Source organism: Sphingobacterium sp. MYb388, assembly GCF_037479535.1.
GTDB classification, from domain to species: Bacteria; Bacteroidota; Bacteroidia; order Sphingobacteriales; family Sphingobacteriaceae; genus Sphingobacterium; species Sphingobacterium anhuiense.
Map to the genome: position 1 here is coordinate 719,465 of NZ_JBBGYV010000002.1, position 12,598 is coordinate 732,062.

Consider the following 12,598-nt stretch of genomic DNA (forward strand, 5'->3'; position numbering starts at 1 on the left):
TCTCTTTGTTAAACTTCGTGATACATCTCTTCCAATACTCAAAAATTGTTCTAAATACCGTTGATTACCATCATTATTATAACTTATTTATTTTTTGTTTAAAACAAATATACATACTAATGTTGTTTTTATACATGCGATAGGGATTAACAGGGTGATAATTTTGCTGTCATAAAATAGCAAATTTTCACATGGACAATTTTGTAATGATCGCTTTCTGTATTAGTGCAGGAATGATCTTTCAGCATGCCAAATTCATGCCTCATGATGCACATAGAGGTATTAATATCTGGATATTGTATTTAGCTTTACCAGCTGTATCATTTAAGTATATTCCACATATCACATGGAGTAATCAGATGGTTTTTCCTGCAATCTCTCCCATTATTGTCTGGGCAGGAAGTTGGGTATTTATGGAATTCTACTGTCGTTATAAAAAGTATGGGCAACGTACCCGCAGTACTTTAGAATTATCTAGCGGTTATAGTAATACTTCTTTTATTGGATTTCCCTTAATTACGGCCTATTTTGGAGAACATGATCTGAGTATTGCTATTATTTGTGATCAGGTGATGTTTGTTCTTTTGTCTACTATTGGAATTATTGCGGCAGTTAAAGGAAATCCTTCCGATACAGGGGGAGTTAAAGTTTCTTTATTAATTAAACGCTTATTTACTTTTCCTCCTTTTATCGCTTGTGTTAGCGCTCTTTTTTTGTCCAAATTTATCGATTTGCAGGTAGCAGAACCGTTTATCAATAAATTAGCAGCTACTGTTGGTCCGCTTGCTTTGTTTTCTGTAGGTCTACAGCTCAAGTTTAAAGGGTGGAAACAGCAAATTTCACAACTTTCAATGGCGATGTTATATAAACTCATGATTGCTCCTGCTTTGGTACTGTTTATTGCGGTTATTATGGGTATTAAAGGGGATATCGCCCGCATCAGTATATTTGAAGCCGCTATGCCAACATTAATTACCTCGGGCATTATTGCAGAGCAGTTTCGGTTAAATGCCCGGTTAGTGAATCTGATCATAGGGATCAGTATTTTAGTAGGATTTATAACGACTGCATGTTGGAATGGAATAATGGATTATTTCATGATTTAAAAAGTTTTAATTTTCAATCTTAATGTATGACAATTCTTAAAGGTTAGATTTCAGTTTTGTTTTTGAATTCATTTGTTTCTCTATTTTTGAGTTCCGCTGTAATTTCCTTTAGCTTTTTGAAAAGAATGATTGCGATCGTTGATAGTGAAAAAGGTATCGCTAAAAGGGCACTGAACTTTTTGGTTATGGAAATATAAATCCCCATTGCTAATAGCAGTACCAACATTGAGGTTAACGTAATGGCTATGACTGCCGTTGTTTTTTTTGCTTGCAGCAATTCTTCATTACTGTATTCACTGAGTGGTTTCTTATTCATAAATAGGTTCCGTTTTAATAATTTAAATTTAATATCGCTAATTTTTTGTCGATTTTACTACAGTGAAAAGCAAAGGTTAGTTTAATTGTTTTTATCTGTTATTTATAAGTTTTAAACTTAACCTTTTTTCGACTTTGCAAATCGTTTTGCTAGGTAATTTCTAACAGGAATATCATATAATTTTAAACAGATATAAGCCAAAATAATACTTCCTATGACTACAGCTGCCGCGCCAGGTAAGGATTGCTCGAAAGTGAGTTTATTATTTTTTACCCAGGCATAGTAAAGATAAATAAAAGGATAATGTACAGTATATAATGGGTAAGAAATGTCTCCTAAGAATCGACATAATCGAGTTGTATATTTATCTGTGCTTTTGCCTGAAGCGCCTAGATAGACAAGAATAGGGAATATTACTACGCAACAAATGGTGTCATATAGCCCATTTATCCATAAGTGCTCTGCTCCACCTAGGCGGGGTAGGGCTAATAGGGTCACTATAGTGATACTGCATATCCAAAAGGCTCCCTTAATATTAGCGGGTCTGAAAATTCGGGAGAGCAATAAGCCGGCAGAGAAAGAAAATAGAACGCGTAAAAATCCTGCTGTAAATTCTATTTCAGTTAACGAGAAACCGGCACAAATGTCCCCATACGGTCCTGCAATGGCAAATGTTGCTAAACCACAACCTGCAATAAAAACTAATAATGCTAGAATCTTGGTTGAAAATTTTCGAATAATTAAGGCATAAAGAATATTTCCAATATATTCAAAGAATAATGACCAGCTCGGTCCGTTTAGCGGAAACATCTCACCTAGACCCCTAACTTCATGTCCCGGCATGGCCGGAATAAGTAATGCATTTAATAATGTTGCTCCAAGTAAAGCCATTACAGTTACGGATGATACATCCCATACTGAACATCCTTGAAAGTAAAACATAATTGCACCTATAACAGCTCCCATTACAACCATCGGGTGTAGCCGTATGATTCTGCGTCTGATAAAATCTTTTGTAGACATTTTTGACCAGCGATCATCATAAGCATAACCGATAACAAATCCAGATAAAATGAAGAAAAAATCAACAGCTAGGTAACCATGATTGATACGTTGATCCAAATGACTGGTCGCAAATGCTTCAAAAATGTGAAAACATACCACAGTAATTGCTGCTACACCCCGAAGTCCATCCAGTACGTTGTAATGTGGTTTATTAAGATCGTGTGTGAGCGAATTGGTTTGTGTGTTTAGCATGCAGACAAATTTGATTAGTAGTATATTTTTATTGAATAGCCAAAAGACCGTGAATATAGGAATTAATTACAGTTTTTGAAATAATTATGATCTTAAAAAATGGAAATTTCTTTCAATTTTCGTAATATTTTTGCTATTATTATAGTTATTAGATTCATTAGTTGTAATTTGCTCAATATTTATGCAATTATAATACCTTACAATGAAAAGGAAACTAAACCTATTATTTCTCTTTCCTATATTATTGGGATTTACCAATAATATTGAAAAGCCAGTACATCAAAAAGTAAAAAATGAAAATGTACATTATTCAACGACAGCTACATTACATGCTCAGGATAGCTTAAAAACTTTATCAGGAGCTCCGGCAGACCTGATTATGACCTCTTTTACAGCTGCGGATCTTACTCCTAGTCCAGCTTGTTTAGCTGTGGCGCCTACGGGTGAAGTTTACGTTGGGGTTGATATGATCGGATCTTTAGGAAAAGATATGGGTAAAGGGTTTATCCGCAGATTTGTTGACACGGACAACGACGGGAAAATGGATAAGCATACTGATTTTGCACGTGTTGATAATCCCCGTGGTATTTTTGTTTTAGGTGATCAAGTTTTCGTTTTGCATACGACGTTTGATGCATCGACTGGAAAAGCAACAGGAATGGATTTAGTTGTATTTGAAGATAAAAATCAAGATGGGGTTGCGGATGGGGTAGCTAAACCACTTATAGTGGGTCTAAGTAATACCAAATATATTCAAGAGCGTGGTACGGATCATGCTACTAATGGAATAAGGATGGGTATTGATGGTTGGATGTATATTGCAGTTGGTGATTTTGGATTTCATAATGCAACAGGTACAGATGGCAAGAAATTGACCATGCTGGGGGGAGGAATTTTACGTGTGCGTCCTGATGGAAAAGAAATGGAAATATATACACATGGATTACGTAATATCTATGATGTCGCTATTGATCCATATATGAATATCTTTACCCGTGATAATACCAATGATGGTGGCGGTTGGGACATTCGTTTTTCGCATCAGATTCAATCTGGAGAGTACGGCTATCCTTTGTTATTCCAAAATTTTACAGAAGAGATTATTCCTGCTTTGGCCATGTTAGGTGGTGGATCGGGTACAGGATCTTTATATATGGACGAGGATACTTGGCCTGAAAAATATAATAAGGTACCGATGATGGCGGATTGGGGCAGAAGTTTCTTATATATGCATCATGTTACACCAGATGGACCAAGTTTTACACAAAAAGAAGAAGAATTTATCCAATTGCCACAAATTACAGATTTAGATGTGGATGGTTCCGGCAGGTTATATCTAGCAGCTTGGGATGGAGCTGGTTACTCAGGTAACCCGGATAAAGGTTATGTTGCGCGCGTAGTACCAAAAGGATGGACATACAAAGCTTTTCCTAATACGAAGAAAGCATCTATTGGCGAGTTAACTAATCTTTTGAAATCGGGTAGTGCAACAACTAGGCTTTACGCGTCACAAGAACTTGTTTCCAGATCATCAGATGAAGCAACAGCAGCTGCTATTAGTATTGCTAAAGACAAGAGTTTAGGGCTCAGTGCTCGTGTTGCCGCAATATATACTTATGCACAGTTGGCAAAGGAAAAAGCAATTCCGGTTTTGGTTGAACTTACAAAGGAGGATCAGATCCGTGAATTTGCGTTACGTGCTTTGGCTGACCGTATGGGATCATTAGAGCAAGTGCCAATTGATCCATTCATTGATGGATTGAAAGATGCTTCCGTACGTGTACAAACGGCTTCAATGGTTGGTTTGGGTCGCTTGGGCCGAGTAGAAGCTGCTAATGCATTATTGCAGACAAAGGTGCCGGCATCTTTTGTTGCTCCCGCTAAAGGAGTGGAGGGGCCACACGATAAACCTAATGCCGCCATTATACCTGCACATCTAGCGGTTAAAGCGTTAGTTCGCTTAAATGCAGTTAATGCAAGTGTAGGTTTTTTGGGAACAGAAAATCCTGATCTAGCTTTATGGGCTATGCGTTATATGCACGATGCCAGAGCAGTTGATGGCTTAATCGCTGCTTATGGAAAATCAAAAGATCAAAAATTTAAAGATAAGATTCTAGTAACCTTAGCTCGCTTATATAAGAAAGAAGATGCTTATGATGCTTCGTGGTGGTGGGGAACTCGTCCTGATTCGCACGGGCCATACTATAAAGGAGTTGTTTGGGAATCTTCACCGGTCATTGAGAAATTCCTGAAGGCAGAGAGCGTAAAAGCTGGAGCGACGAAAAAACAATTTTTTTCGGATCTGAATGAGAAATTCCGTATGGAAATTGCTTCTTTTAATGTTGCTAAGAAAGAGGTTGCTGTAAAAGAAGTTAAGGAGAAAAAAGTTGATTTAGAAAAAATCAAAAACCAAAAAGGGCAAGTAGGAAAAACATCCATTGAGGATATTATGTTAGCATTAGCTAAAATAAAAGGTGATCCGGTAAAAGGAAAAGCGCTATTTACAAAACAAGGATGTTTTGCATGTCATAGTCTTAGTAAAAGTGAAACGATGAAAGGACCATTTATGGGACAAATTGGTGCAATCATGAATCGTGAACAAATTGCCGAATCAATTTTAAAACCAAATGCTTCAATTTCTCAAGGATTTGCAACAGTTTTGATCAGCACTAAAGACAAAAAGAGTTTTATGGGTTTTGTGACACAGGAAACTGCTGATAAAGTTGTATTGAGAGATATTGCTGGATCTGTTACGACAATCAAAAAAGCTAATATTGCAAAACGTACGGAAATGGGTAACTCGATGATGCCCGCTGGATTGGCAAATTCATTAACAGTTGAAGAATTTGCTTCACTAGTTGCGTTTCTAGCAAAACAAAAATAAGAAGTCTTAACATTTATATCATTAGAGGCCGTCAGCTACATTTAAGTTGGCGGCCTTTTTATGTTTCTTGTCAGCCTAATGATAAATTATTTATGGATATCTTTTGCTATAATAATCGAAAAGAAAATTGATCTTTGATTTGGACTTGACAAAATAATATAAAATAGATAATTTAACATATAGAAAAAGATTCATGATTTTTAACGGATCGTTTTTTTATAATTTGCTCGGGATTATAGTCTACAGCTACTTAGACTAATCGAGAAGAGTAAAAAACAAACAAACTTAAAGCCGTTCTGTGTTGTTATATAATAAAAATATGTTCGGTCAAAGACAGCTTATGAGTTGTACTTGTGGAACTATTTTGTTGAATAATATAATATATAACAGGTTTTTGAGGTTATATCATTGAGTATCATTTTTTTAATTAAATTGAGTATGGGAATACGTTTTTATGTCTGTCTTTTTTTCGTGGTAAGCTCGATCACATGTTTTGGTCAAATCAATATTGATAAGATGCGCTCAGATTATGCTTTAGCTGTAAAAGATAAAAAGCTCTGTGAAACGAATCTTAAAATCTTAGATGAGGGAGCAAATACAGTAACCGAAAAAGGATATCTTGCCGCATATGAGATTCTTTGGGCAAAACATAAAAACAATCCATTTACCAAATTAAGCCAGTTTAAGAAGGGTAAAAACTTATTAGAATCTGTTATTGTCAAACAAAAAGACAATATCGATCTGCGTTTTATCCGTTGGTCTGTGCAAACCCATGCACCCTCATTTCTCAATTATAGTAAAGATCGAATAGATGATAAAGAGTTTTTGGTGCATAATCTAAAAAAACTACCGAGTCAGGAAGGAAAAAAAATAATTTATAAATATCTGAGCGAAGCCAACAGCTATCTTAAGGGAGATCATGCATTCTCAAAAGCTGAGCTTGCTGAACTTTCAAAATAGTAGCTTAATTTTATAAATGGTTCCGTATAGTTTGTAAGAAAGATTACTTACTATTTTAATTTCTTGTTTTTAGAACATACTTTAATAGTTATTGAATGTTTTAAAAATGAGATTTTTTTTTTTGATTCTTACTTCTGCAATTACTTGTTTTTTATTTTTGAAATTAATTAAATGATCTGGACATGTAGTCTATCTAGGTATAGCTCTATAAAATTATTTCTATCCTTTTTGGTTTATATAAATAATTTTTTAAGAGATTAAGTTGAATTATAAAGGTTAAGCTGATCACCATACTTACTATATAGGAATGATTAATTTCCTATCCTAACAAATAGAAACCCCTGTAATCCGACAGAATATCGATTTCAATGTATTGCAATAAATTGTTTAAATAATTATCGTACTTATTCACTACAGCTGTAAGTACCCGAATTTATATAATTTACGAAAATTGAGAAGATTGAAGTCTAAAGTATTTGCATTATCAATGAAGTCTAGAATAATCTAATGCATCTTGTAATGATTAATGGGCAAGAACTAAGTGAAGTTTACTTAGTTCTTGCCCATTAAGTGCATTTATATTTACTGTAACTAATACATGGAAGTATTATACGTTAAATTATCCTCTGGTTAACCAACCACTTCTTCCCGCAGTTGCAATTGCATAAGGTGTGATCCAGAATAGTGAAAGTGCGTAAAAAATACTATATGTATATGCCCAGATTGCTTCCTTCTTATTATCACTTTTTGAAGCAAAAAAGAATGCTTGGACGCTTGAAAAAATCAATATACCGACAAAAGTAGCACTCAGAAACATTAGTGGATAATGAAATATTGTCCATAGCATTAATACAAGCAAAGGATAAGAAAGTAAGACTTTTTTCCACTGCATAAGCAATAAGATACGCGTACCCAATTTTTTACCTTCTCGGAAGTTGGTAAAAGCAAAACGGCTCATCATGATGTTTTCGCGTACATTACTTCTCTCCCAACGGATATACATTTTATATAGATTTTTGTATCGTACAGGAGTATCAGTATATACATAAGCATTGGACTGAAATAGTACGTGATATCCTTGTTTTAGAATCATATTTGTCATAGCACGATCTTCCCCAATATCTGATGGTTGATCCATAAAGGTCTGGTTAATCCAATCTTCAAGACAATTCATGACCGATTCTTTTCTGTATGCAGATAAGGCTCCAGGTGTACACATTACTGAACCTAATACACTTTGTGCAGAGCGTACAAATTCAAAACTAAATATAAAACTAACACTGAGCATACGTGGAATAATTGCTTTCTTATTGTTTAAAACACGTACATTTCCTGCAACTGCTCCACAATTCTCATTTTTTACAAAAGGAGAAACCATATTACGCAAAGTGTCTTTTTTTACAATAGAATCACTATCAACTGTAATAAATACATCGCCTTTTCCTAATTTGAATCCACGATATAATGCATGTCGTTTACCCATATTCTTAGGTTGCTTATAGATTTCCACACGGTCACCCAATTCTGCTTTGGCACGCTGTATCCAGGTAAACGTATCATCTTTACTTCCATCATCAATAGCAATTATCTGAAGTTTCTTTTCTGGGTAATCACTATTAGCGAGACTGTGTAAGGTATCATATACCAGATGACCTTCATTATATGCGGGTACTATAATGGTACATGAAGGCAGCTCCTCATTTGAAACCGAAGCTATCGGTTTATACTTCATATGTAAAACAATTAGATAAACTAAAAAGCTTACGCTAGTTAAAAGTAAAAAAATACCAAATCCAACAAGCAATGTTCCACCTATACTGTTTAATCGTTCAAATCTTAATGCTTCAAATTCTGTTTGAAGCATATACAAACCGAAAACCGATGTTAGTAAGATCAAAAATGTAAAGCCCCAAATGCTATATTCTTTGAGACCATATTGCATTGTTTTACGTAACAAATTATTTTTTTGTTGTTTCGATTCCAGCTCTTTTGAATTAAATACTGCTGGCTTGACTTGCATCTTAACCTCCGATGAGGGAGTGAGAACTTCTTCCATGTAATTCATATTCTTCTTTATTATGAGTGTGTGCTAATGCATTTGATTTTGCTATCAAATGATAAACTATCTTTTGTAATAAGAATATTACGATTGACTATTTACAAAACACATGCCCTAATAACCATTTAAAAAATATGTTAATTGCTGATTGTAACAAACTTGATATAATTATTGGTATCATAAACAACTGATTTATAGTGGTGTTATCGTCGTTTTTTGATGCTTTGGTATACTTGTTAAATATCTGTTAGATAATTAGATATTTAAGGTTTTTTAACATTTCGGACATGTTGTCCTATGTTATTTATTCTTTTTTGTTGTCACTTGAAGACAGTAAATAACCAAAATTATCTCATTGGCTGATGATTTACTGTTACCATCTGGAAAATTAAGCAACTAAATTTGTACAGAAGTTATGATAGGGTCTATGTTAAAATTTTGGCACTAATTATTCAATTAAGGTTGAATTTAATTTCTTGGAGTATATGCGTAAATCCAAATCTTGCTCGAAGGATGATAGATTATAAATAATTCAATTATATAATGATGAAACTTAAATATTTTACCCTTGATTTTGTCTATCCGCTATAATAACGATTTGCTTATTAAAAGTAAGTATATCGACCTCCAGAGGTGTGATGTTGCTTTTAATATAGTGGAGAATTCTAATATCTAAAAATAATATGCTAATATTTTTAGATGTAATAAATTATAGTTATATTAGTACTATTAATATTAGTATACTTTGTAGTTTGATTATGGAAAAGAAACCAGCTTGCTGTCCGCTTTGTGGTGCTCGCACAGAATGGATTACCGAATTTATGAATGCGTCTTATGTACAGATTCATACTTGCTTAGATATTCACTGCTGTTATGGATTTTTAGTAAAGGAATAATGAACGGGTGTGAAAAATTGATATATTGAACGGGTGTTTACTTCTTTTTATGTATAAGTAGTGCTTATAAGTAGTGCTTAAAGGAGTCAGTCTTGCGTGGCTAATTGGTCGTATATTTGTTCTACAGTTTAAGAAATAAATTGCAGATCCTTAGCCCTCTGGAGAAAGGCTATTCAGAAAAAAGATTCCGGTAAGGTGCAGTAATAGCATGCGGATAAGAGTATTTATTCTTTTTCCCTGCTTATATGAGGGAAAAAGAATGTGTATAGTATGAGGTTTAATATGAAATCAACATATTGAGATGGGGTGTTATTTCATTGAAACGACCAGGCCTTTATATCTCGTCTATAGGATTTTCCTTACTTTATTTTTCAGATTGCTTTTTAGGTTTTTTTACAAGGATGTATATTGAGAATGCAAAGACGGTAAAATAGACAGCTGCTAATGCGGGTTTTTCAAATGTAAAATTTTCAAAGTCGAACTGCTTAAACAAGGTCACTCCGAGTATAATAGCGATAATGCTAAATACAAATGATATTGGTTTTCTATTTTCCATATTTTTAATGTTTTATAAGTAAGTCGATTAGTGTTCCTATTGTTAATGCAATTGTTACAGAAGTTAATATTCCTAACACGAATGCGGCGAATGCTTTTAAATAGTTTATAGTCTTCTTTTTGTCAAAGAAATGACCAATAGCCCAACTACAATAGGCAATACCAATCATGCCTCCAAATTGCATTAAGTCAATTTGTATCAAACCATATAAGCAAGCAAAAAATGCATATATAAGCATCTCTATACCTGTAACAAAACATAGTAATATTAAAATTTCAAAAAAATTATAGTCATATTTTTTGAAAAATATTTTAACCCAAAAAGCAGTAAATACTCCCAGTATGATGTTGGCATAGCCATAGTGACTTTGTACCCAGCTGAAAATTCTGCCTGTGGTGGTGGTTGAGATTCCGTCATATTTTACATAACCTTCCTCAATATGGAAAAATCCGTTAACAATTGTATATAGAAGGGAAGTGATGATGATAAAAATAATAGGTTTTACAAGTCGAGCTCTATTTTCTGAAATATAACGTCTCACATTGTCCCCAGGGCTAGTTATTAATTCCTTGATGGTATATAGGATACCTCTTTCAAAATGTAATACATGTTCGATCTCGTGTGCAATATAATGCCCATCTATTCTCTTTAGTTTTGAAGGTTGTCCGCAGTTTGGACAGTAATTCTGATATACTTCGTTGTTGCAACTTTTACAATTCATCTCTCTTCATTTAATAATTTGGCTAGTATTTATTTACAAATGGTTAGATCGGTAGCAACTTCCATTTTTGATATAAATATTGAAATGTATATGGATGAAACAGTTTGTCATTATCCATGAGTCAAATGTATTAAGTTTAATCGTTAGTACGCATCGTTCCTATTAAATCTACACTTTTGTGTAGGAATAAAATCAATACTCATTTTGCAATCAAATTGAATATACAGAAGCTATTGAATGATATTGCGAAATTGATTGTTAATTTTTATAATTGATGAGCATAAGTGCATCTTATTATGAATTAGAAAAGTGACAGTTCAATTGCTATGGTTGTAGCTTCTGTAATACTTTTTACTTTTAACTTGGAGAATATTTGCTTTTTGTAGAATTTAATAGTATCGATAGAAACAAAAAGGATTTCAGCTATTTGCTCCATTGTTAATCCTTGGGCAGAGTATCTTAGAACATCTTTTTCTCTTTTTTTTAATAATATTGCAGGTTTTTCTGACCAAATATTATTGATCAGATCATATTCGAAATAAGATTTGTCAAATTCATTCTTTATTCTAATATTTCCCGCTTTAGCATGAGACGATATGGACACCAAACAAAGTGCTATCCAAAGGTTTGAGGAGTTGTCTAGTAGGAGAGGCTTTAGCTTGTGATTGATCAGAATTGGTTTTCCTATTGGTTGCTTAAGGTGGAAGTCATATGAAATGGAATGTTGCATCCGATCTTCTTCCGATAGATTTTTGAGGAAATCAAAGCCACTATCATTAATTTTTTTTAATAGTAGAAGATCTTCTTCAGGTACATTATCAAGATAATGCTGATAACCATTTTTCAAAACCTCATCAGCTGTACGACCACAAAGAAATATTGGATTGTCGGACACAAAAAGAAATCCCTTTTTATAATAATCAATCAAATACACACTTTGATAAGTTAATTGACTGAGTGATCTCGCAAAATCTACGAGAGGTTTGGTTATATTATAATCCAGCTCATTAAGAGTATCTTTAAAATGTACGGGCTCAAAAAAATCATCAATATTTATATTCATAAAGTAAGGTTAGTAGGTATAAAATGGTTATCTCCTAATCTATTTTACAAAGTAATGAAAAATGAAGGAAAATCGAACCTTAAATTTAATGTGACTTTGGATCATTTTTATGTATCTTGAAATGTAAAAATTAGTTGTACATAGATTAAATTAGTTAATTAAATGATGGTAGAAATACGGAATGCGATTGAATCTGATATTGAGATATTATTAAATTTTGAAAAAGGAATAGTAGATGCTGAAAGACCCTTTGATGACAGTTTAAAAGAAGGGGAGATTCACTACTATGATTTAATGGATCTCATTCGAAGTGAGCGAGCAGCGTTATTGGTGGCTGTTGTTAATAATGAAATTGTAGGTTCAGGCTATGGTAAAATTTTGGAGGCGAAACCGTTTCAAAAACATAAGGAATACGCGTATTTGGGTTTTATGTATGTGAATCCCACATTTAGAGGTCAGGGTATTAACGGTGTAATTTTACAAAAACTTATGGAATGGGCTAAAAGCCGTGGCTTAACGGAAGTTAAATTGGATGTTTATGATGCAAATGTAATTGCTAAAAATGCCTATCTAAAAGCGGGATTTAAACCCCATTTATTGAAAATGCGTTTAGACTTGTAAATCCTTTTACATTGTAAATTTATAGCTATGTCACTTAATAAAAGTGATCGTGTGCAAGTTTTTGTCTTGAATCTTATCTTATTAAATGTTTTACATCAGATATTTAATAGATAAAGTCGGGATAGCTAAGGTAACCAAGGTATACGAACTGATGTAGTA

General features: G+C 33.6%; 10 protein-coding genes. 4 read left to right on the plus strand and 6 right to left on the minus strand.

Translation table 11 applies throughout. The annotated features are described in order from the left end of the window. Positions 1-191: 191 nt before the first annotated feature. Positions 192-1,106, plus strand: coding sequence for an AEC family transporter (locus tag WH188_RS08990; protein ID WP_168127329.1), 915 nt, complete (start codon positions 192-194; stop codon positions 1,104-1,106). A gap of 43 nt (positions 1,107-1,149) precedes the next feature. Here the strand turns inward: WH188_RS08990 and WH188_RS08995 are convergent, their stop codons facing one another. Both WH188_RS08995 and WH188_RS09000 read right to left on the minus strand, forming a co-directional pair. After that, entirely contained in the window at positions 1,150-1,422 is a 273-nt protein-coding gene (locus WH188_RS08995) for a redox-active disulfide protein 2 (RefSeq protein ID WP_132841860.1), read from the minus strand. A 117-nt stretch (positions 1,423-1,539) separates the two neighbouring features. Then, positions 1,540-2,679 carry an acyltransferase family protein gene (locus tag WH188_RS09000; RefSeq protein WP_168127330.1) on the minus strand — a complete coding sequence of 380 codons (1,140 nt, stop codon included), beginning with the start codon at positions 2,677-2,679 and terminating at the stop codon, positions 1,540-1,542. 202 nt (positions 2,680-2,881) lie between these two features. On the opposite strand from WH188_RS09000, the gene WH188_RS09005 reads away from it, so the two are divergent. Both WH188_RS09005 and WH188_RS09010 read left to right on the plus strand, forming a co-directional pair. After that, positions 2,882-5,563: a DUF7133 domain-containing protein gene (locus tag WH188_RS09005; RefSeq protein WP_132770374.1), complete on the plus strand. Its 2,682-nt coding sequence runs from the start codon at positions 2,882-2,884 to the stop codon at positions 5,561-5,563. 438 nt (positions 5,564-6,001) lie between these two features. After that, positions 6,002-6,523: a hypothetical protein gene (locus WH188_RS09010; RefSeq protein ID WP_021191673.1), complete on the plus strand. Its 522-nt coding sequence runs from the start codon at positions 6,002-6,004 to the stop codon at positions 6,521-6,523. Between the two features lie 619 nt (positions 6,524-7,142). Here WH188_RS09010 and WH188_RS09015 read toward each other — a convergent pair. The 4 genes from WH188_RS09015 to WH188_RS09030 form a co-directional block, all read right to left on the minus strand. Continuing rightward, on the minus strand, positions 7,143-8,579 hold the full coding sequence (locus WH188_RS09015; protein WP_021190265.1) for a glycosyltransferase: 1,437 nt from the start codon (positions 8,577-8,579) through the stop codon (positions 7,143-7,145). Positions 8,580-9,842: 1,263 nt separating this feature from the next. Further along, complete coding sequence (locus WH188_RS09020; RefSeq protein ID WP_132841866.1) at positions 9,843-10,034, minus strand: hypothetical protein; 192 nt, start codon at positions 10,032-10,034, stop codon at positions 9,843-9,845. A 4-nt stretch (positions 10,035-10,038) separates the two neighbouring features. Further along, positions 10,039-10,755: a DUF3667 domain-containing protein gene (locus WH188_RS09025; RefSeq protein ID WP_132841867.1), complete on the minus strand. Its 717-nt coding sequence runs from the start codon at positions 10,753-10,755 to the stop codon at positions 10,039-10,041. A 301-nt stretch (positions 10,756-11,056) separates the two neighbouring features. Next, positions 11,057-11,818, minus strand: a complete 762-nt coding sequence (locus tag WH188_RS09030) for a response regulator transcription factor (protein ID WP_168127331.1) — start codon at positions 11,816-11,818, stop codon at positions 11,057-11,059. Positions 11,819-11,980: 162 nt separating this feature from the next. Between WH188_RS09030 and WH188_RS09035 the strand changes: the two genes are divergently transcribed. Beyond that, positions 11,981-12,439: a GNAT family N-acetyltransferase gene (locus tag WH188_RS09035; RefSeq protein WP_206368455.1), complete on the plus strand. Its 459-nt coding sequence runs from the start codon at positions 11,981-11,983 to the stop codon at positions 12,437-12,439. Positions 12,440-12,598: the final 159 nt, after the last annotated feature.